The sequence below is a fragment of the Novosphingobium sp. G106 genome (assembly GCF_019075875.1).
Taxonomy (GTDB): domain Bacteria; phylum Pseudomonadota; class Alphaproteobacteria; order Sphingomonadales; family Sphingomonadaceae; genus Novosphingobium.
Window position 1 is genome coordinate 4,747,353 of sequence record NZ_JAHOOZ010000001.1, and the last position, 19,437, is coordinate 4,766,789.

Here is a 19,437-nt window from a genome sequence, read left to right on the forward strand (position 1 = left end):
ATGGTATCTTCCCCGCGAAAGGGAGGAAAACGATACCGTCGGACATACCCGAATTGTTCCCGATTGGTGCCGTATCCGCCCGGATTTGACTGGACGGTTATAGCACAGGAAACGGCTGAAATCAGCCATTCTCCGGACGTCTATGGACGTTCCAGGAGAACAAATGGTGCCCAGAAGAGGACTCGAACCTCCACGCCCTTGCGAGCGCCAGCACCTGAAGCTGGTGCGTCTACCAATTCCGCCATCTGGGCACGGGGTAGGGGGCGGCCTTTAGAGGCGAGAGTCGGGACCTGTCAACAGCGACGTGAACTGCGCCGCGATTCCGCTGCGGTTTGGCGATCCGGGTATCGTGCTCGCCAGCCGGGAGGGGGTGAAGTGCCCGCCGCGTGAGCCGACCCGTTGGCTGGGGTAAAGCGAAATTAACCATGAATCGGCGATTTTACCCCTGTCAGAAAGGGAATGTGCATCATGTGGCTTGCCCCTAGCACGACCGAGATTTGCGTGGTCGCCAGTGCTCCAGCGTCGGTCATCGGACCCCGCGGCGAAAGGCTGACTCTGGCGGCTTTGCCCACGCCCGGCAGACTCCGCTGGAACGTCCGCCGCAAGGCCGAGGTCGTGGCGGCGGTCGACGGTGGCCTGCTGACCCTGCGCGAGGCCTGCAAGCGCTATGGCCTCGATCTGGAGGAACTGCTCGACTGGCAGCGCGCGGTCGAGCGCTGGGGCTGGCACGGCCTGCGCGTGACCAAGCTTCAGCAATATCGCAACCAGTAAGGACGCCCACAACGGCCGGCAAATCTGTCTGAGCGGGCGGCCTGGCGATAACGGGCGGGAGTGAGAAAATGGATGCCCCGCGAGGATCGAACCTCGATAGACGGAATCAGAATCCGTAGTCTTACCATTAGACGACGGGGCAACAGGCGGGTGCCTCTAGGCGCCGAGTCGAGCGCCGTCAAGACGCTGCACTTGCCCCTTTGCTGCACTGCGGCTAGCATCACGTCAGGTACCCGTCGCATTCGGCGGGAAAACGATAACGAGTGCATTGACCATGGCGGAACAGCTTCCGCCGGCAGCGCGCGCCAAGGTGTCGGGCGACAGGGGCCCGGCGCCGGACGAGCGTGAAGCCGACGTAAACGATTCAGTGCCCCCGGTCTCGCCCTCACGGCCGGCCGGCGGCGGGGCATCCAGGAACGAACAGCCGCAGCGTTCGCCTTCCGGCGAGGAGCGGCGTGTCGAGGCCGGGCGTCAGGCCCCCAATCCCCGACAGGCCTACGCGGCGATCGATCTCGGCACCAACAACTGCCGGCTGCTTATCGCGCGGCCGTCGGGCGAGAACTTCATCGTCATCGACGCGTTCAGCCGTGTCGTGCGACTGGGCGAGGGCCTGGCGCAGACGGGTCGGCTCAGCCAGGAGGCGATGGACCGCGCGTTGGCCGCGTTGCACGTTTGCGCCGACAAGCTCTGTCGCCGCTCCGTGCAACTGGCCCGCTCGGTCGCCACCGAAGCCTGCCGCCGCGCCGAGAACGGGGCCGAATTCATCGAGCGCGTCAAGCAGGAGACCGGCATCGCGCTCGACATCATCAGTGCGCGCGAGGAAGCACGGCTCGCGGTGCTGGGCTGCCATATTCTGCTGGAACCCGGCGCCGGCCCGGCGATGATCTTCGACATCGGCGGCGGTTCGACCGAACTGGTGTTGATCGACAGCACGGAGCCGGTGCCGCACATCCTCGACTGGCAATCGGTACCCTGGGGCGTGGTGTCGCTGACCGAAACCTGTGGCCCCGAAGGCGAGAGCCATGCCGACCGCGTCGCGCGCTATATCCGCATGCGCGAGCTGGTCAGCGACAGCTTCGCGCCCTTCGCCGACCGCACGGCGCGGGTCCGTGCGGCCGAGCCGGCTGGCGGCCCGCTGCGCTTGCTCGGCACGAGCGGCACGGTGACGACGCTCGCCAGCCTCCACCTTGACCTGCCGCAATACGACCGCCGCGCGGTCGACGGCCTGATCGTGCCGGCGGATTCGATGCGGGCGATCTCGACGCGGTTGTCATCGATGTCGATGGCTGAGCGCCGCGAGCTGCCCTGCATCGGCCGCGAGCGTGCCGACCTGGTGGTGGCGGGCTGTGCGATCCTCGAGGCGATCCTCGACATCTGGCCGGCCGACCGGCTCGGCGTCGCCGACCGCGGCATTCGCGAGGGCATCCTGCGCAGCCTGATCGCGGCGAACGGGCAAGGCGAGAAGCTGCGCGCAGAACTGCGCCGCTTGCGTCACGATCCATCGTGAGCCGCTCGGGACGCGATCCGGGCGAGCGGCTCAAGACTGCCAAGAAGCGCACCGCCAGTTCGGCGCGCTGGCTGTCGCGGCAGATCAACGACCCCTATGTCAAGAAGGCCAGGGCCGATGGCTACCGCAGCCGCGCAGCTTACAAGCTGGCCGAGCTGGACGACAAGTTCGCCCTGCTCAAGGGCGTGACGCGCGCGGTCGACCTCGGCATCGCCCCGGGCGGCTGGAGCCAGATCGTTCGCCAGCGTAGCCCGAAGGCCAGGGTCGTGGGCATCGACCTGCTGCCGACCGAACCGATCGAGGGCGTGACGATCTTCCAGATGGACTTCATGGCCGACGAGGCGCCGGCGGCGCTGGAAGAGGCGCTGGAAGGCGCGCCCGACCTCGTCCTGTCGGACATGGCGGCGAATACGGTGGGCCACAAGCAGACCGACCATTTGCGCACCATGGGCCTGGTCGAGACGGCTGCGGACTTCGCCATCTCCACCCTCGCACCCGGCGGGGCCTTCGTCGCCAAGGTGCTGGCAGGCGGCACCGACACGCAGCTGCTGGCACTGCTCAAGAAGCACTTCACCACGGTCAAGCACGCCAAGCCACCGGCGAGCCGCAAGGATTCCTCCGAGTGGTACGTGATCGCCCAGGGGTTCAAGGGCTAACTGCCCCCCCATCTCAATCCCGTCTTCCGTGCGAAGGCAGGGGTCTAGATGAGCCTGCAAAAGCGAAAGGTGTCAGCGCAGCGTCAGCTAGACGCCTGCCTTCGCAGGGGAGACGGGGAGGCAGAGTGGTGCCTTGCAGGCCTATTCGCCGTACAAACAAAAAGGGCGCCCCGCCTTGTAGCGGGGCGCCCTTTTTGTTTGGCCATCCGAAGCTTACTTCTTGGCGGCTTCCGCGGCCGGAGCGGCTGCCGCGGCAGTGCCCTCGGCGGGCTTGGCTGCAGCGTCCTTGCCAGCGGCGGCGGGTGCTGCGCCAGCGGCCGGAGCGGCGGGCAGCGGCAGGTTCGAACCCTGCGTGTTCAGCCAGGCGATCAGGTTGGCGCGGTCTTCGGCGCTCGAAAGGCCGGCGAAAGTCATCTTGGTGCCCGGCGCGAAGGCCTTGGGATTGTGCAGCCACTGGTTGAGGCTGGCGAAGTCCCAGGTACCGCCCTTGCTCTTCAGTCCATCCGAGAAGGCGAAGCCGCCACGGCCCTCGGCGATGTGATCGCCGACGACGCCGTAGAGGTTCGGGCCGATGCCGTTGGCACCGCCCTGGTTGAAAGTGTGGCACGAGGTGCACTTCTTCGAAATGCCTTCGCCCTTGGCCGGATCGGCCTTGGCCAGCAGCGCCTCGATCGGCTCTTCGGTCTTGCCGCCTTCGCCCGACTTGACCACGCCTTCGATCTCGTAGCCCATCTTGTGGGGCGGGTGGTTCTTGTCGGCCTCGAAGTAGTGGCTGCTCAGGCTCGACAGGCCGAATGCGACGATGCCCGAAAAAAGTGCCCAGCCGGCAATGGTGTTGAAACGATCGTCCATTGAAAAAGCCCCGTGGGAAGTGCCTGTTGCGGTTTGGGCGCCGCTCTAGTCAGCGGATGTGGCGAGCGCAAGGGCCATTGCGGGATTCGCTGCAGGTGCGTAAGCGGCCGCTCTATTATGCACAGCTTTCCCGAACCCGCCGTAGCCCTGGTCGACGAGATGACGAACGCCGCTGCCGCCGATCCCGCGCGGGCGGTGTCGTTCCAGGGCGCGCCCGGCTGCAACGGCCACCGCGCCGCGCTCGAATATGCGCCGGGCTGCCTACCGCTGCCGTGCTTTGCCTTCGAGGACGCGCTCGACGCCGTGAAGGAAGGCCGCGCCGCGCGGGCGATCATCCCGATCGAGAATTCGCAGCACGGCCGCGTCGCCGACATCCATTTCCTGCTGCCCGAGAGCGAGCTCTATATCGTCGGCGAGCATTTCCTTTCGATCCAACACGCCCTGATGGCGCTTACGGACGGACCGTTCGCTGCCGCCTATAGCCACCCGCAAGCGCTCGGTCAGTCGCGCCACTACCTGCGCGAACGCGGCATCGTGCCGATGTCCTATGCCGATACCGCAGGGGCAGCGGCCTTCGTCAAGGAGCAGGGCGATACAGCGGCCTGTGCCATCGCCCCGGCGCTGGCAGCCGAGCTCTATGGGTTGAAGATCATCGAGCAGAACGTCGAGGATGCGGCCGACAACACGACGCGCTTCGTCATGCTGGCGAAGAAGCCGCTCGATCCGGCCGAGCTCAACGGCGTGCAGGCGATGACGACGTTCGTCTTCGAGGTGAAGAACATCCCGGCGGCGCTCTACAAGGCGCTCGGCGGCTTCGCCACCAACGGCGTCAACATGACCAAGCTCGAGTCCTACCAGAAGGGCGCGAGCTTCGCGGCGACGACCTTCTTTGCCGACATCGAAGGCGCCCCCGGCGATGCCGCGATCGACCGCGCGATCGAGGAACTGGCGTTCCACTGCAAGGACTTGCGGATCCTCGGCACTTACCAGCAGGCTCGAAAGCGGGGCTAAGTGCGCTTGCCCTTCGCTGGGCCGCATGTCACCAAGCGTGTGTGACGACGGCAGGGGCACAGATCGCGGGGTCGACGGCAGCGCAGGACGCCGCGCGCGATTGGCAGGCGCTGCGCGGGGACAGCGACATCCAGTACGCCCCGCTGCCGCCGTACCAGCCGCCCAAGCCGCCCGAGTTTCCCCAATGGCTCAAGGATCTGGCCGAGTGGCTCTCCTGGGCGCTGAACAAGATTTTCGGCCCGGTCGGTGAGTTTCTCGGCTTGTCCTGGCCGGTGATGAAAGTGATCGGCATCGCGGGGGGTATCCTCGTCGTGCTTGCCATCCTGTGGTTCTGGGTGATCCGGCCGCTGCTCGATGCCCGGCGCCCGCGGGAGCTCGAGGAAGAGCCCGAATGGAGCCCCGACCGGAACGCTGCGGTGGCACTGCTCGAGGATGCCGACCGGCTCGCAGCCGAGGGCCGCTATGGCGAGGCGGCGCACCTGCTGCTCCAGCGCAGCGTCCATCATATCGCGGCTGCGCGGCCCGACTGGCTGCAGCCGGCGAGCACTGCGCGCGAAATCACCGTGCTGCCGATGCTGTCCGAACGGGCGCGGCAGGCCTTCGGGACAATTGCCACACGGGTCGAGCGGAGCCTCTTCGCCTTGCGCGAGCTCGACGCGGCGGATTGGCAGGCGGCGCGTGCCGCCTATGCGGACTTCGCGCTCCAGCGGTTCCAGGCGGCATGAGCGAAGCGGCTACGGACGGCGGGGCAAATCCCTTCTCGCCGCGCGCGGCGCTGGCGCTGGTCCTGTTCGGCGCGCTGGTCTTCGTCGCGCTGCTCTACATGATCGGCGCAGGCGCGACCGGCGGTTCGACCAACAACGGTGGCGGTCATGCCGGCGGCAAAGGGCTCAACGGCTTCGCCGCTTTTGCTGGTTTCGTCGAGAAGCGCGGCTACGCGGTGCGGCGGCTGCGCGATCCGGCGGCGCTCGATGATCCGGGCCTGCTCGTGCTTACGCCTCCCGCCGGCGCCGAGGGCAAGGAGATCGACAAGATCGTCCAGGCGCGCCGTTCGGTGGGGCCGACCCTGGTCATTACGCCCAAATGGAGCGCGATGCCCGCGCCGTCCGGCACCCCCAATGCCAAAAAGGGCTGGGTCATCCTGGCCGGCACTGCTCCGCCCGAGTGGAAGGGCTTCCTCGATGACGTCGGGGTCCGGATCGGGCCGATGAACGGGGGCAAGTCGGCAGGCTGGCTCGCCAACGGGATGGCCGGGCCGCTGCCGAATGCGGGGCAGGTCCAGGCGGGCAACGGCCTGTCGCTGGTGCCGCTCGTCGTCGGCCGTGAGGACGGACGGATACTCGCCGCCTATGTTGCCGACGGCAGCGCCTATCCCGGCCTCGAGCATATTGCCATCCGGCGGCCGCCTGCCGCGGATAACGAAGGCGCCCTCTATCCCGTCATCCTGGTGTTCGAGCCGGACCTGCTGGACAACTACGGCATGTCCAATCAGGCCAATGCGCAACTGGCCGAACGGCTCGTCGATGCAGCCGTCGTGAGCAGCGATCGCACGGTCAATTTCGACCTGACGCTCAACGGCTTCGCCCGCGCGCCCAACCTGCTGACCCTGGCTTTCACCCCGCCGTTCCTCGCGGCGACGCTATGCCTGCTGCTGGCGGCGATCGCGACTGGCTGGCGCGCCTTCCTACGCTTCGGGCCGCCGCGCGCCGGTGTCCGCGCGATCGCTTTCGGCAAGCAGGCGCTGGTTTCGAACGCCGCGGGACTGATCCGCCGCAGCCGCCGGCTCCACCTGATCACCACGCCCTATGCGACGCGCGCGCGCGAGCGGCTGGTCCAGGCGCTGGCCCTGCCACGGCTCGCCGACATCGCCGCGACCGAAGCTGCGATCGACCGCGCGCTGGCGGCGCGGGCGCCTGAGGCTACACCCTTTTCCGACATCGCCGCGCGGCTGCGCGCGGCCCATTCACCCCATGACATCATGAAGGCGGCGCAGGACCTGCACGCGCTGGAAAGGACCTTGATCCGATGAGCGAACCCATGACTCTCGACCAAGTTGGCGCGCTCGCCGGCGCGATCCGCGGCGAGATTGCCAAGGCCGTGGTCGGCCAGGCCGAGACCGTCGAACATATGCTGGTGGCGCTGCTGGCGCGCGGGCACGTGCTGCTCGAAGGTCCGCCAGGCACGGCCAAGACCTTCCTCGCGCAGAGCTTCGCCGCTGCCATCGGCCTGCAGTTCGGCCGCATCCAGTTCACGCCCGACCTGATGCCGGGCGACATCCTCGGATCGAACCTGTTCAACTTCCAGACGAGCCAGTTCACCCTGACGCGCGGGCCGATCTTCTGTGACCTGCTGCTTGCCGACGAAATCAACCGCACTCCGCCCAAGACCCAGGCAGCGCTGCTCGAAGCGATGCAGGAACGCCGCGTGACGCTCGACGGCACGCCGCATGCGCTGCCGGCGCATTTCATGGTCGTGGCGACGCAGAACCCGATCGAAAGCCAGGGCGTCTATCCGCTGCCCGAAGCGCAGCTCGACCGCTTCCTGTTCAAGCTGCTGATTCTCTATCCGAGCATCGAGGAGGAGACGCGGATCGTCTCGCGCTATGGCGAGCGCAGCGGACTGCCCAGCCCGACAGAGCTCGGCATCGTTCCGGTTGCCAATGCGGCCTCGCTCGATGCCGCGACAGCGGCAGTTAGCAAGGTCACGCTGTCCGAAAGCGTCACCGAATATGTCGTCCGGCTGGTTCGTGCGACGCGTGACAGCGCCGATCTTTCCAGCGGCGCGAGCCCGCGCGCTGCGGTGCTGCTGGCCAGCGCCGCGCGGGCCAAGGCGGCGCTCGAAGGCCGCGACTATGTCGTGCCCGACGACGTCAAGACGCTCGCCACTGCAGTGCTGCGCCACCGCCTGCTGCTGAGCCCGGCCGCCGAGATCGAGGGCAAACAGGTCGAAGCGCTGGTCGAGGATATGGTCCGCCAGACCGAGGCGCCCCGCTAGGCCATGATCGTCCCCACGCTCCGCGCCGCGATCCTCATCGCGCTGGTGGCGCCGGTCGCGCTTGTGGTCGCGGCCGCGGCGCCGGGGGCGTGGATCATCGCGCCGGCGCTGGGCGGTGCCGTGCTGGTCCTGGTGCTGGCCGATGCGCTGATGGCCGGAAGGCTGCGCGACATCGCGCTTACCGTGCCGCGCGACGTCGAGGTTGGGGCCAAGACCGAGTTGCTCGCCCATGCGCAATTCGGCGCCGGCCAGCGCAGCCGCGTCGATGCGGCCGTTGCGCTCGATCCACGGCTGGCGCCGGGCGGGCGTGCGACTTTCTCGCTTCTGCATGCCGAGCTGGACTGGCACGGCACTTTCGCCTTCACGCCCAGCCGCCGCGGCACGGGCCTGGCGAGCCGGCTCTGGCTGCGCTGGGCGGGGCCGCTCGGTCTCGGCGCGCGGCAGCATACGCGCGCGCTCGACCGGGCGGTGCGCGTCTGGCCCAACATCGGCGAAGTGCGCTCGCCCGCCTTGCAGGCCTTCCTCAAGGATGCGCAGTTCGGCCTGATCGCCCGGCGCATCCGCGGCGAGGGCACGCAGTTCGAGGCGCTGACCGAATATCAGCCCGGCATGGACCGCCGCCGCATCGACTGGAAGAGCTCGGCGCGCCACGTCCATCTCTATGCCAAGGAATTCGAGACGGAGCGCAACAACCAGATCGTCTTCGCCTTCGACTGCGGGCAGACGATGTGCGAGCCGCTGGCCGGCATGCCGCGGATCGACCGCGCGGTCTCGGCGGCGCTCGCCACGGCCTACGTCGCGCTGAAAGGCGGAGACCGCGTCGCACTGTTCGGCTTCGCCGCGCGGCCGGTGGTCTCGACGCCTTTCGTCATGGACAGCCGCGATTTCCACCGCCTGCAGAGCGCTGCAGCGGGCCTCGACTATCACGCGCAGGAACCGAATTTCACTCTGGCGCTGGCGACGCTCGCCGGGCGGCTGCAGCGGCGCTCGCTGATCGTCGTGTTCAGCGATTTCACCGATCCGACCAGCGCCGAGCTGATGATCGAATCGATCGGCCGGCTGGTTTCGCGCCATGTCGTGCTGTTCGTGACCATGGCCGACGAGGAACTGGAGGACATTGCCGTCGCCGATCCGGCCGACATGCAGGCACTGGCCATGTCGGTCACCGCCGATTCGTTGCTACGTCAGCGCGCGCTGGTGACGCGGCGGTTGAAGCAACTCGGCGTCGACGTGGTCGAGGCGCCCTACAGCCAGATCGGCACGCGGCTGATCGACGCCTATCTGGCGATCAAGCGTGCGGGGGTGATCGGCTGATGGCGACGCAAACTGCTGTCTCGGCCATCGAAGCTGCGGCGCTACGCTCCGACCGGTTCCGGCTCGAGCGTGAGGACGACTGGAAGCGGCTCGACGAGATCGTCACGCGCATGGAGAAGGGCCGGCTGCGCAAGCTGTCCGACGACGATGTGCTGGCCTTGCCCGTGCTCTACCGTACGGTGGCGTCCAGTTTGTCGATCGCGCGCGAGACTTCGCTCGACGCGGCGACGCTCGCCTATCTCGAAGCGCTTGTCCAGCGTGCCTGGTTCATCGTCTATGGCCCACGCGCCTCGCTCGGTTCGTGGCTGCGGCGGTTCCTCGGCGGCGGGCTCAGCGCTTCGGTGCGGGCGATCTGGCTTGACCTGCTGATCGCGCTGGCGGTGATGGTCGCGGGCACCGTGGTCGGCTGGCTGCTCGTCGCGGGCGATGCCGAGTGGTACCACTCGCTCGTCCCCGGCCAGTTCGCCGACGCGCGCGCGCCAGGCGCGAGCCGCGAGGTCCTGCTAAAGACCCTGTTCGACGACCAGACCAAGGAGCCGCTGGCCGCCTTCGCCGCCTATCTCTTCGGCAACAACGCCCAGGTCTCGATCATGGCCTTTGCGCTCGGCTTCGCCTTCGGCGTGCCCTCGCTGATGCTGCTGGTGCAGAACACTGCGACGCTGGGTGCGATGCTGTGGCTCTATCACGGGGCGGGGCTGACGCTGGACTTCGCCGCCTGGATTTCCATCCACGGCACGACCGAGCTTTTCGCCATCCTGCTCGCCGGCGCCGCCGGACTCCACATTGGGCGATCGATGGCCTTTCCCGGCGAGCGTCCGATCATGCAGGCCGCCGCCGAAGCCGGCCGACGCGCCTCGCAGGTGATGATGGGCGTCGTGCTGATGCTGATCGTCGCCGCGCTGCTCGAAGGCTTCGGCCGCCAGCTGATCAACAACACACCCGGCCGGCTCGGGGTCGGTACCTTCATGTTGTTCTTCTGGCTCGCCTACTTCTTCGGCTTCCGTTTCAAGGCGGAGGGGACGGGCACGTCATGAACGTCGCCGCTTCGACCAGACTGCCCGCCGCGGGCCGTGAGCGAGTAATGATCACGCCCGAGGGCGTGGCCCTGCCGCTGACCATCGCCAGCCGCGGCGCGCGGGTGGGTGCGCTGTTCCTCGACCTATTCTTCATCGGCCTGCTGATGACGGTGACGACGGTGATCCTGCTGTCGGTCGCCGGTGGCGCGATCACGGGCGGGGCGGTCACCGACAAGGGGCCGCTTGGGCAACTGCTCGAAACGCTCGCGGTGATCTGGATCATTACGATCTTCCTGTTCCGCAACGCCTATTTCCTGTTCTTCGAACTCGGCCCGCGCGGTGCGACGCCGGGCAAGCGGATCACCGGCATCCGCATCGCCGCACGCGACGGTGGTCGCCTTTCCGCGGAAATGGTCATCGCGCGCAACCTGCTGCGCGATATCGAGCTTTTCCTCCCGCTGGTCTTCATCGCCTCGGCCAGCAGCGAGGGCGGCGACATGGGCGCGGCGGGGATCGCCGCAACGGCCTGGTTCCTGATCTTCATGCTCTTCCCGCTGTTCAACAAGGACCGCCTGCGCGCGGGCGATGTCATCGCGGGATCGTGGGTGGTCGAGGCGCCCAAGCGCAAGCTGGAAGCCGCCATGTCGGTGGCGCCCGCGGCTCAGGTCAGGGCCGGCCCGGCGGCCGAATCCGCGCCTGCCTACCGCTTCGGCGAGGCCGAGCTAGCGGTCTATGGCGAATACGAGTTGCAGATGCTCGAACGCGTGCTGCGCGACAACCGACCCGAGGCCATGCAGGCGGTCTATGAGGCGATCTGCATCAAGATCGGCTGGACCGCCGGGCACAGCGACGCGCGGCCGTTCCTCGAAGCCTACTACCGCGCGCTGCGCCAGCGGCTCGAGACCGGCATGCGCATGGGTAAGCGCAAGGCGGACAAGTTCGCATGATGAAGCTCCTATGATCGATCGTCGCCAATTCGCTCTGGGCGCCGGTGCGGCGTTGCTGCTGCCGGGTTGCAGCGAGGCCAAGCCGGAAAAGCCGGCCATGCGGATCGACGCCACGGCGCGGCTGGCAGCGATCGAGAAGACCGCGGGCGGGCGGCTCGGTGCCTACGTGCTCGACACGGCTTCCGGACGTGGCGCCGGCTGGCGCAGCATCGACCGGTTCGGCATGTGCTCCAGCTTCAAGCTCAGCCTCGCCGCGCTGGCGCTGCGCGAGGCTGCGGCGGGGCGGGCACGGCTGGACGAACAACTCGCCTACACGCGTGCCGACCTGCTCTCCAACTCGCCCGAAACCGAGAAGCACGTCGACGAAGGCAGGATGTCGATCGCCGCACTGGCCGAAGCGGCTCAGATCTACAGCGACAATTGCGCGGCCAATCTACTGCTGCGGCGTTTCGGCGGCCCCGCGGGCCTGACTCGGTTCTGGCGCGAGATTGGCGACAAGGATTCCCGGCTCGACCGCTTCGAGTCGGAGCTCAACCGGGTGCCGCCCGGCGAGGTGCGCGACACGACCACGCCCGAGGCGATGGCCCGAGGAGTCGCCCGCTTTCTGCTGGGCGACGTGCTGGCGTCCGCCGACCGCGCTCGGTTGGGCGACTGGATGGGCCGCACCGCCACTGGTGCGCGGCGCATCCGTGCCGGCTTGCCTAGCGATTGGCGCAGCGGCGACAAGACCGGCACGGCGAGCTACAAGGACTTGGCGACCCGGATCAACGATATCGCCGTGCTCTATCCGCCGAACGGCCGCGCGCCGCTGATAGTGACGGCTTACTACGAGACGGCTGGGCCGACGGAGACGACCAGGCCGGAGGATGAGGCGGTGTTGAAGCAAGTGGGCGAGGTGGCGGTGGCATGGGCGAGCTGATTCTACGTGACGCGACCGCGGCTGACATTCCCGCGCTGTCGGCACTCGGCAGCGATAGCTTCGTCGTGAAGTTCGGCGACATGTACAGGCCCGAGGACCTCGCCGCTTTCCTCGATGAAACCCATTCGCACGATGCGCTCGCCCAAGAACTCGCGCACGCCGAGCGCCGCTATCGCCTGGCCGAGATCGACGGGGCGCTGGCTGGCTATTGCAAGCTGGCGATCCCGAGCAGTCTGGCCGAGCACCACGATGCCGCGCGGCCGATCGAGATCAAGCAACTCTACACCGCCCCGGACCTGACCGGCAAAGGCATCGGCGCGGCGCTGATGGACTGGGCCATGGCCGAGGCGCGCGCCTACGGAGCCGACGCAATCCAGCTCTCGGTCTGGAGCGGCAACACCGACGCGCAGCGCTTCTACGCGCGCTACGGCTTCGCCAAGGTCGCCGACATCGAGTTCTGGGTCGGCGAGCAGTGCGACGAGGAGTTCCTCTTCGCCCTGAATCTCTAACCGCGCGCCTGTAGGCTCAGTCGCAGGTCACCAGGACGTTGGTGATCTCGAAGGTCGAGACGTTCGGTTCCCACACCATTTTCGGCTGCGAGGCGAGCTTGACGCCCGGCACGCGCAGCAGCCGGTCCATCAGGAACAGCGTCTCGTTGAACGCCAACGGAGAACCCGGGCAGCGGTGCATGCCGTTGCCGAAGCTCATCATCGGGGCCTGATCGCCGAGCTTTTCCTTGCGCGTCAGGTCGATCGCGTGGGGGCAGGGGCCGACCAGTTCGGGATCGTGGTTGGCGTGGCGGATCGAGACGCCGTAGCGGGTGCCGGCGGCGAACTCGTCCTTCGCCTTCTCGTTCAGATCCTGGGGCGCGCGGCGGTAGAGCGTCGAGACGATCGGATCGAGCCGCAGGATCTCCTCGAGGATGCCCATCTTCCCGTCGTAGTCGGCGGTGAGGAACGCTTCCTTGAGATAGGGCTTCTCCAGCATGTGCCAGGCAGCCATCGAGATGAACTCGCGCGTGGTCTGCATGCCCGCGCCGCAGAGCATCATCACGTCGGCGAGGATCGCGGTGTCGCTGTAGTTTTCCTTGACCAGAGTCGAGATCACGTCGTCCTGAGGCGCTGCGCGGCGCGCCTTGACCGTCGGCAGCACGTCCTTGCGCCAGAAAACCATCATGTCGTAGGCGCGGCGCAGCTTGGCGAGCTTGAGCTGCCAGCCGGTCATCATGCGCATCTTGGTGGCGTAGAGGCAATTCTCGATCCGCTTCGCCGTCTTCTTCATGTCGTCGCGCGACTTGCCGCGGGTGACGCCGATCAGGTCGCCGACAAGCGTGACCGCCATCTGCCAGGACACCTCGTCGATCCGCAGCTGCTTGTCGCGCTCCAGGTCGGCGATCAGCGTGTCGGCGGTCTTGCGCATCAGGGGCTCGAAATGCTCCTTGATGTAGCGCGGTGCGAAGTAGCTGGTGATGTGCTTGCGGCGGTCGCGGTGGGCCTTGCCGTCGAGGAAGATCAGCGGCACTTCCTCGGGCTTCATCCGCTGCGCGGCCGCTGCGTCCATGCCGTCCTGGACGAGGTGCGGGCTGCGCAGGATGTCCTTCACCCGCGTGCCTTCGTAGACGACTTCGGCGTTCTTCTTGAAGATCCGGCCTTCTTCATAGAGCTGCCAGGTCTTGCGGTCGTCTTGGTTGGGATCGATCGGGCATTGGGCAGCGGTGGCCACGGGGCAACTCCGGTTATGTTATGAGATAGCGTGGACCATAGGCCCGATCGGTTTCGCGGCAAGTTGCAAGCGCTTGGTGTTCAGGCGCAGTCTTCGGACGACGCAGGCTCAGGCAATTTGGCCGGCCATCGCGCGCAGCGTTTTATAATCGTTTCCGAACTGCTATGGGCGGCGACATGTCCTCGATACGTCCCTGGCGCGATATCGCGCGCCGCAAGAGCCGCCAGATCATGGTAGGGTCGGTGCCAGTCGGCGGTGATGCGCCGATCACTGTCCAGACCATGACCAACACGCCCACTGCAGATGCCAAGGCGACGATCGACCAGATCCGCCGCTGCGAGGACGCGGGTGCGGACCTGATCCGCGTGTCCTGTCCAGACGTGGAGAGCACTGCGGCCTTCCGCGAGATCGTCCGCGCGGCGCGTGTGCCGCTGATCGCCGACATCCATTTCCATTACAAGCGCGCGCTCGAAGCGGCCGATGCTGGCGCTGCCTGCCTGCGGATCAATCCGGGCAATATCGGCTCGTCCGAGCGTGTTGCCGAGGTCGTGCGCGCGGCCAAGGCCAACGGCTGCGCGATCCGCATCGGCGTCAATGCCGGCAGCCTCGAGAAGGACCTGCTCGAAAAATACGGCGAGCCTTGCCCCGAGGCGCTGATCGAATCAGCGCTCGATCACATCAAGCTGCTGCAGGATCACGATTTCCACGAATACAAGGTGGCGGTGAAGGCCAGCGACGTGTTCCTTGCGGTCGCCGCCTACATGGGCCTTGCCGAGGCAGTCGACTGCCCGCTGCACCTTGGCATCACCGAGGCGGGCGGGTTGATCGGCGGCACGGTCAAGTCATCGATCGGCATGGGCAACATGCTCTGGGCCGGCATCGGTGACACCATCCGCGTATCGCTCTCGGCCGAGCCCGAGGAGGAAGTGCGCGTCGGCTTCGAGATCCTGAAATCGCTCGGCCTGCGCACCCGCGGCGTGCGCGTCGTCTCGTGCCCCAGTTGCGCGCGGCAGGGCTTCGATGTGATCCGCACGGTCGAGGCACTCGAAAGCCGGCTGCAGCACATCAAGACCCCGCTGTCGCTTTCGGTGCTCGGCTGCGTCGTCAACGGACCGGGCGAGGCGCGCGAGACCGACATCGGCGTGACCGGCGGCGGCAACGGCAAGCACATGGTCTATCTCTCGGGCGTGACCGACCACCACGTGTCGAGCGAGGCGATGCTCGATCACATCGTGTCGCTGGTCGAGGCCAAGGCGGCGGAAATGGAAGCCGGACTGGGGGCGGAGAACGACGATGCACGAGAAGTCGACGCTGCAGAATAAGCTGGACGACAAGCTGGCGCGCAAGGGCATCGTCAAGCTGCCGCCGACAAAGCTGCCGGCGGTGGGCGTTGGTGCGTTGTCGGCGGGGACGCTGGCGCTCGGTTCCTTCGCGCTGGGCGCGATCGCCATGGGCGCCGTCGCGATCGGCGCGCTGGCGATCGGCAAGCTGCGGATCAAGGATGCGCGGATCGACCGGCTGCGCATCGGCAAGATCGAAGTCGGCGAGAACGACCAGGCATGACGCTGTCGATCCGTCCCGCCACGCGCGAGGACCTGCCGCTTATCGCTTCGCTGATCCGCGAATTGGCCGAATACGAAAAGCTCGCGCATGAGGTCCGCTTCGACACGGCCTTGCTCGGCGAGCACCTGTTCGGCTCGCGGCCGATGGCCGAGGTCGTGATTGGCGAAATCGACGGCGTCGCACAGGGCTTCGCGCTGTTCTTTCACAATTTCTCGACCTTCGAGGGCAAGCCGGGCATCTACCTGGAGGACCTGTTCGTTCGGCCCGAAGCGCGCGGCGGCGGACTGGGCAAGGCGCTGCTCGTCCATCTCGCCGGGCTCGCGCTCAAGCGTGGCTGTGCGCGGTTCGAGTGGTGGGTGCTCGACTGGAACGCCCCGGCGATCGGGCTCTACAAGAAGATGGGCGCGCGCTCGATGGACGAGTGGACGGTCATGCGCGTCGATGGCGACGCGCTGGTGGAACTGGCCGCTCAGAAATAGATGTCGACGTAGTCGGTCAGGTCGTCGCACCATTCGAAAGTGCGGATGCGCCAGTAGCGGCGGTTCTGGGTCACGGCGAAGCGCCAGACGTCGTGCTTCTCGCAGGCCCGGCCTTTGTCGGGCGTGTCGGTGATGCGGACCGTGCCGTCGAATAGGAAATAGTCGCGGCCGATCTCGGTCACCCTGCCGTCGAGGAACAGCCGTCCCGGCCCGCCTGCCTCGGCCTGCGCTGCGCGCAACGTCCAGGCGCCATTCGCGACGCTGACATGGGCGCTGCCGCGCGTGTTCCAGTCAATCCACTGCAAGGTCACGCCCTTGTTGGCGCGCAATCGCTGGGCCGCGGTGTTGTCGAGTATGCGGGTGGCGGGAACGCCGGCGCCGAGCGTGAGCAGCAGGACGAGGCCGAGCAGGATTCGTTTCATCGCGTCACGCTAGCATGGAACCTTCCGCGGGGGCTCGCGCGTTATGGCGTCATGCCGTCCACCGTCATCCGCAGCTTCGCCTACGACCACGCCAGCGCCGCGCTTGAAGTCCTGTTCCAGAATGGGCGCAGCTACCGCTATTTCATGGTCCCGGCCCGTGTCGTCGAGGAGCTGAGCGAGGCCATTTCGAAGGGCCGCTACTTCAACGCCCGCATTCGCGACCGCTATCCGTTCGAAGAACTCGCGGACCAGGCCGAGGCGCCCGCCGCTCCCGTCGTCGCGGACAAGCTCACTTCCCCAGGAAAAGGAAGCCGGCGGCGGCCATGATGCAGGCGAAGGCGGCGAAGTGGCGCCAGGTCAGCGCCTCGCCCAGCACCACGACCATGAAAACGCCGAAGATGGTCAGCGCGATCGCCTCCTGCGCTATCTTGAGCTGCCCGGCGCTCCAGCCGTTGGCGTAGCCGATCCGGTTGGCCGGTACTGCCAGGCAGTATTCGACCAGCGCCAGTCCCCAGCTCACCGCGATGACCAGCGCGATCGGTCGGGCATTGGCTACCGCTGGGCCGCCCCTGAGGTGCCAGTACCAGGCGGCTGTCATGAACAGGTTCGAGAGCGAAAGCAGGATCAGCGTCGGCATCCGCGCCTTGTGCTGCCGGCTGCGCGGAGAGGCAAGTCGGGTCAGTTGTTATCGCTCGATCACAACCCTAGTCTGCCGCGAAAGATGGGAGACACATGATGCGCTTCATCCTCGTTCACGGCGGTTTCCACGGCGGTTGGTGTTGGGATCGGGTGGTGCCCGAACTGGAGAAGCTCGGGCACGAGGCGATTGCGCTCGACCTGCCCGGCCACGGCGAGCGGCGGGCCGAGCGGCCGGTGAACTTCCAGGGCCGCATCCAGCCGATCCTCGATATCCTGCAGCCCGGCGACGTGCTCGTCGGCCACTCGGGCGGCGGCTACGACATCGCGGTGGCGGCGAACCATGCGCCCGAGAAGGTCGGCCACCTGATCTTCCTCGCCGCCGGCCTGCCGATCGAGGGCAAGACCGTGGTCGAGGCGACGGGCGGCGCGACCGAGCAGGACGAGAGCGGGCACGCCCGCGCGGTCCAGCTCATGGACGACGACACCGGCATGCTGCGCTTTATTTCATTGCTGCCCGATGGCACGATGGACTGGACCAGCCGCGATGGCGCGCGCGACTTCTTCTACCACGATTGCGACGAGGCGACGGTCGACTGGGCATTCTCGAAACTCTCGCCCGGCATCTCGCCGTTCCCTGAGGAGAAGCTCCACCTCGGCGCCTTCTGGGAAGCCCAACTGCCGCGCAGCTACATCCATTGCACGCAGGATCGCGCCAAGCCGCACGCGATGACGAAGGAGGTCGTCCGCCGCCTCGGCGTCCAGCCGCTGACGATCGATGCCTCGCACTCGCCCTTTCTCAGCCGTCCGGCCGAGTTGGCGGCATTGTTCATGGAAGCGGTGGGGATGAAGCCTATCGGGCCGCTGCTGCCGCGCTAGAGGACGATGTCGAGTTCCACCCGCACCGAAGCGATGCGCCAGCCGCCGGTCTCCGTCAGACCAGGTTCCTTGCGATAGGTGTCGAACACAGTCGCATAGGCCAAGCCGAGGCCGGGCAGTTCGGGGCGGGTCTCCTTGATGAACGTTTCCTGCCGCCAGATGCCAGTGGCGTGGCGCTCGTCTTGGAATTCGATCTCGGGGATAGTGACGATGTGGAGCAGCATCTTCATCGGCGCGAAGGCCTTGTGCATCATGCCGATCACCGTCTCGCGTCCCTCGATCGGCGCCACTTCGCTGCCCAGCACCTTGCCGGTCGGCGACATGTCGAGCACGAAATCCTCGGTAAGCACCTCGCGCAGCCGGTCGAAGGTGTGACTGTCGATCGAGCGGCAGTACTTGGCACGCAGCGTCTTGATGTCCTCGATGGCCAGAAGCCGCTCGAGCGGTTCCATCAGAGCGTGGCCTTGAGCGCCGAGGCCATCGCCACCACAGCCTGCGCGCGCGGCATCGCGGTCAGTTGCTCAAACTGCGCCTTGTAGTGAGCGTTGGGCACGAAGACCGGGCCGTTGGTGATGTTGTCGAGCGTGAGCTGCGCAACTTCGCGTGCGGGCTGCATGTTGGGCACCGCCGCATATTTCTCCGCATATTTGGCCGTCGCTTCGGACTCGGTCGCGCCGGGACACAGTGTCAGCACGTCGACGCCGCTGCCGGCCAGTTCACCGAACAGGCCTTCGCCAAGGCCGATGACCAGCGCCTTGGTAGCCGAATAGGCGGTCGAGAAGGGGCAGCCGATGAAGCCTTCGACCGAGCTGGTGAAGACGATCCCGCCTTTCCCCCGCGCCTTGAGCCGTGGCAGGAAACCGTGTGCGAGCTGCATCGGTGCGTGGCAGTTGACGGTCAGCATCTCAGCCATCTCGACCGCGTCGGTCGTCTCGAAATAGCCGCGGATGTTGAAGCCGGCGTTGCTGATGACGAGGCCGATGTCCTTGCCCGCGGTCGCGGCGAGCAGCGCGGCCGGCGCATCGGGCTTGGACAGGTCAGATTCGCAGAGCTGCGTCGCAGTGCCGTGCGCTGCTTCGAGCTTCGCGGCCAATTGCTCGAGCCGGTCGGTGCGGCGGGCAGCGAGGACGAGATCGAAGCCGCGCGTGGCAAGCTCCTCCGCGAAGGCCCAGCCGATGCCCGAGGACGCGCCGGTGACGAGCGCGACCGGGCCGTAACGTTCGAGAAATGCGCTCATCCTGATCCCTTCCAAAACTTTGGCCGCAGCCTAGCGCGGATGCGGCCAGCGGTGGAAGGGGCTAGCCGATATACCCGGCCATCCGGGCAACGATCGCCACGGCGCAGCCCGAGCAGACGGCATAGACGCAGAGCCAGAGGACGAGACGTGGCGGGCGGGCGAGGTCAGGGCGGCCTGCGGGATAGACCAGCTCGCAGACCGCGCCGATGGGCGGGCGCGGTGTTGCCTCGTAGACCGCATCGGTCACTTCGTGCCGGCCGCTTTCGTCGGTAAAGGCGTAGATCGCCGAATAGGACGTCGCGTCGTCGCGGGTCACGCGGTGGCCAGTGACGCTTGCGGTGACGCGGCGTCGCGCCCGGGTCAGCCGCACCCAGTCGTGCCGGCCGAGTAGCCAGAGCGTGACGAGGCAGAGGAACAGACCGGTCAGGAGGATCGCGGTTTCCATCGCCGCGATCTTACCCGAGCTCGGTTAAGTTTTTGCAAGGTGTTTCGAAGCGCTGGCGTGCGCGGAA

24 protein-coding genes and 2 tRNA genes are annotated in these 19,437 nt (G+C 67.0%); 17 read left to right on the plus strand and 9 right to left on the minus strand.

Going from position 1 to position 19,437, the window contains the following annotated elements:
* Positions 1 to 164: 164 nt before the first annotated feature.
* Positions 165 to 251, minus strand: a tRNA-Leu gene (locus KRR38_RS22840).
* Positions 252 to 468: 217 nt separating this feature from the next.
* Here KRR38_RS22840 and KRR38_RS22845 point away from each other — a divergent pair.
* A complete protein-coding gene (locus KRR38_RS22845) occupies positions 469 to 771 on the plus strand; it encodes a DUF1153 domain-containing protein (RefSeq protein WP_217405783.1) in 303 nt (100 codons plus the stop codon).
* A gap of 69 nt (positions 772 to 840) precedes the next feature.
* On the opposite strand, the gene KRR38_RS22850 is transcribed toward KRR38_RS22845, so the two are convergent.
* Positions 841 to 913: transfer RNA gene (locus tag KRR38_RS22850), tRNA-Gln, on the minus strand.
* A 132-nt stretch (positions 914 to 1,045) separates the two neighbouring features.
* Between KRR38_RS22850 and KRR38_RS22855 the strand changes: the two genes are divergently transcribed.
* Entirely contained in the window at positions 1,046 to 2,278 is a 1,233-nt protein-coding gene (locus KRR38_RS22855; protein WP_217405784.1) for a Ppx/GppA phosphatase family protein, read from the plus strand.
* Positions 2,275 to 2,934: an RlmE family RNA methyltransferase gene (locus KRR38_RS22860; protein ID WP_217405785.1), complete on the plus strand. Its 660-nt coding sequence runs from the start codon at positions 2,275 to 2,277 to the stop codon at positions 2,932 to 2,934. Before KRR38_RS22855 ends, KRR38_RS22860 begins: the two co-directional genes overlap by 4 nt.
* Before the next feature lie 213 nt (positions 2,935 to 3,147).
* Here KRR38_RS22860 and KRR38_RS22865 read toward each other — a convergent pair whose 3' ends face one another.
* Complete coding sequence (locus KRR38_RS22865) at positions 3,148 to 3,786, minus strand: cytochrome c family protein (RefSeq protein ID WP_217405786.1); 639 nt, start codon at positions 3,784 to 3,786, stop codon at positions 3,148 to 3,150.
* Between the two features lie 117 nt (positions 3,787 to 3,903).
* Here KRR38_RS22865 and KRR38_RS22870 point away from each other — a divergent pair, with 117 nt between their 5' ends.
* From KRR38_RS22870 to KRR38_RS22910, 9 genes are read left to right on the plus strand one after another with little or no spacing between them, the layout of a single operon-like run.
* Positions 3,904 to 4,797 (plus strand): prephenate dehydratase, encoded by an 894-nt coding sequence (locus tag KRR38_RS22870; protein WP_217405787.1) that lies wholly within the window; start codon positions 3,904 to 3,906, stop codon positions 4,795 to 4,797.
* A gap of 41 nt (positions 4,798 to 4,838) precedes the next feature.
* Complete coding sequence (locus KRR38_RS22875) at positions 4,839 to 5,522, plus strand: hypothetical protein (protein WP_217405788.1); 684 nt, start codon at positions 4,839 to 4,841, stop codon at positions 5,520 to 5,522.
* Positions 5,519 to 6,826 (plus strand): DUF4350 domain-containing protein, encoded by a 1,308-nt coding sequence (locus KRR38_RS22880; RefSeq protein WP_217405789.1) that lies wholly within the window; start codon positions 5,519 to 5,521, stop codon positions 6,824 to 6,826. The genes KRR38_RS22875 and KRR38_RS22880 overlap by 4 nt, the downstream gene beginning before the upstream one ends.
* Positions 6,823 to 7,791: an AAA family ATPase gene (locus KRR38_RS22885; protein ID WP_375293434.1), complete on the plus strand. Its 969-nt coding sequence runs from the start codon at positions 6,823 to 6,825 to the stop codon at positions 7,789 to 7,791. Before KRR38_RS22880 ends, KRR38_RS22885 begins: the two co-directional genes overlap by 4 nt.
* A 3-nt stretch (positions 7,792 to 7,794) precedes the next feature.
* Positions 7,795 to 9,105 (plus strand): DUF58 domain-containing protein, encoded by a 1,311-nt coding sequence (locus KRR38_RS22890; RefSeq protein WP_217405790.1) that lies wholly within the window; start codon positions 7,795 to 7,797, stop codon positions 9,103 to 9,105.
* Positions 9,105 to 10,139 (plus strand): stage II sporulation protein M, encoded by a 1,035-nt coding sequence (locus KRR38_RS22895; RefSeq protein ID WP_217405791.1) that lies wholly within the window; start codon positions 9,105 to 9,107, stop codon positions 10,137 to 10,139. Before KRR38_RS22890 ends, KRR38_RS22895 begins: the two co-directional genes overlap by 1 nt.
* Positions 10,136 to 11,068 carry an RDD family protein gene (locus KRR38_RS22900; RefSeq protein WP_217405792.1) on the plus strand — a complete coding sequence of 311 codons (933 nt, stop codon included), beginning with the start codon at positions 10,136 to 10,138 and terminating at the stop codon, positions 11,066 to 11,068. Before KRR38_RS22895 ends, KRR38_RS22900 begins: the two co-directional genes overlap by 4 nt.
* A 10-nt stretch (positions 11,069 to 11,078) precedes the next feature.
* Positions 11,079 to 11,987 (plus strand): class A beta-lactamase, encoded by a 909-nt coding sequence (gene bla / locus KRR38_RS22905; RefSeq protein ID WP_217405793.1) that lies wholly within the window; start codon positions 11,079 to 11,081, stop codon positions 11,985 to 11,987.
* A complete protein-coding gene (locus KRR38_RS22910) occupies positions 11,984 to 12,496 on the plus strand; it encodes a GNAT family N-acetyltransferase (RefSeq protein WP_217407421.1) in 513 nt (170 codons plus the stop codon). Before bla ends, KRR38_RS22910 begins: the two co-directional genes overlap by 4 nt.
* Before the next feature lie 16 nt (positions 12,497 to 12,512).
* On the opposite strand, the gene KRR38_RS37480 is transcribed toward KRR38_RS22910, so the two are convergent.
* The gene (locus KRR38_RS37480; RefSeq protein ID WP_217405794.1) at positions 12,513 to 13,709 is read right to left on the minus strand and encodes a cytochrome P450; all 1,197 of its coding nucleotides are present in this window, start codon (positions 13,707 to 13,709) and stop codon (positions 12,513 to 12,515) included.
* Between the two features lie 176 nt (positions 13,710 to 13,885).
* On the opposite strand from KRR38_RS37480, the gene ispG reads away from it, so the two are divergent.
* The 3 genes from ispG to KRR38_RS22930 are packed head-to-tail and all read left to right on the plus strand — an operon-like array spanning position 13,886 to position 15,751.
* Positions 13,886 to 15,031 carry a flavodoxin-dependent (E)-4-hydroxy-3-methylbut-2-enyl-diphosphate synthase gene (gene ispG / locus KRR38_RS22920; protein ID WP_217405795.1) on the plus strand — a complete coding sequence of 382 codons (1,146 nt, stop codon included), beginning with the start codon at positions 13,886 to 13,888 and terminating at the stop codon, positions 15,029 to 15,031.
* Positions 15,003 to 15,272, plus strand: a complete 270-nt coding sequence (locus KRR38_RS22925) for a hypothetical protein (RefSeq protein WP_254514940.1) — start codon at positions 15,003 to 15,005, stop codon at positions 15,270 to 15,272. The genes ispG and KRR38_RS22925 overlap by 29 nt, the downstream gene beginning before the upstream one ends.
* Positions 15,269 to 15,751, plus strand: a complete 483-nt coding sequence (locus KRR38_RS22930; protein WP_217405796.1) for a GNAT family N-acetyltransferase — start codon at positions 15,269 to 15,271, stop codon at positions 15,749 to 15,751. The genes KRR38_RS22925 and KRR38_RS22930 overlap by 4 nt, the downstream gene beginning before the upstream one ends.
* Here the strand turns inward: KRR38_RS22930 and KRR38_RS22935 are convergent.
* On the minus strand, positions 15,742 to 16,173 hold the full coding sequence (locus KRR38_RS22935; protein ID WP_217405797.1) for a hypothetical protein: 432 nt from the start codon (positions 16,171 to 16,173) through the stop codon (positions 15,742 to 15,744). The genes KRR38_RS22930 and KRR38_RS22935 overlap by 10 nt on opposite strands.
* 51 nt (positions 16,174 to 16,224) lie before the next feature.
* On the opposite strand from KRR38_RS22935, the gene KRR38_RS22940 reads away from it, so the two are divergent.
* Complete coding sequence (locus tag KRR38_RS22940; RefSeq protein ID WP_217405798.1) at positions 16,225 to 16,500, plus strand: KTSC domain-containing protein; 276 nt, start codon at positions 16,225 to 16,227, stop codon at positions 16,498 to 16,500.
* On the opposite strand, the gene KRR38_RS22945 is transcribed toward KRR38_RS22940, so the two are convergent.
* Complete coding sequence (locus KRR38_RS22945) at positions 16,463 to 16,810, minus strand: DMT family protein (protein ID WP_217405799.1); 348 nt, start codon at positions 16,808 to 16,810, stop codon at positions 16,463 to 16,465. The two genes, KRR38_RS22940 and KRR38_RS22945, sit on opposite strands and share 38 nt — an antisense overlap.
* Positions 16,811 to 16,905: 95 nt before the next feature.
* Here KRR38_RS22945 and KRR38_RS22950 point away from each other — a divergent pair, with 95 nt between their 5' ends.
* Positions 16,906 to 17,688: an alpha/beta fold hydrolase gene (locus KRR38_RS22950; RefSeq protein WP_217405800.1), complete on the plus strand. Its 783-nt coding sequence runs from the start codon at positions 16,906 to 16,908 to the stop codon at positions 17,686 to 17,688.
* On the opposite strand, the gene KRR38_RS22955 is transcribed toward KRR38_RS22950, so the two are convergent.
* From KRR38_RS22955 to KRR38_RS22965, 3 genes are all read right to left on the minus strand, one after another.
* Positions 17,685 to 18,140 (minus strand): nuclear transport factor 2 family protein, encoded by a 456-nt coding sequence (locus KRR38_RS22955; protein WP_217405801.1) that lies wholly within the window; start codon positions 18,138 to 18,140, stop codon positions 17,685 to 17,687. The two genes, KRR38_RS22950 and KRR38_RS22955, sit on opposite strands and share 4 nt — an antisense overlap.
* Positions 18,140 to 18,925 (minus strand): SDR family oxidoreductase, encoded by a 786-nt coding sequence (locus tag KRR38_RS22960; RefSeq protein ID WP_217405802.1) that lies wholly within the window; start codon positions 18,923 to 18,925, stop codon positions 18,140 to 18,142. The genes KRR38_RS22955 and KRR38_RS22960 overlap by 1 nt, the downstream gene beginning before the upstream one ends.
* Positions 18,926 to 18,986: 61 nt before the next feature.
* Positions 18,987 to 19,370, minus strand: a complete 384-nt coding sequence (locus KRR38_RS22965) for a DUF3592 domain-containing protein (RefSeq protein ID WP_217405803.1) — start codon at positions 19,368 to 19,370, stop codon at positions 18,987 to 18,989.
* Positions 19,371 to 19,437 lie beyond the last annotated feature (67 nt).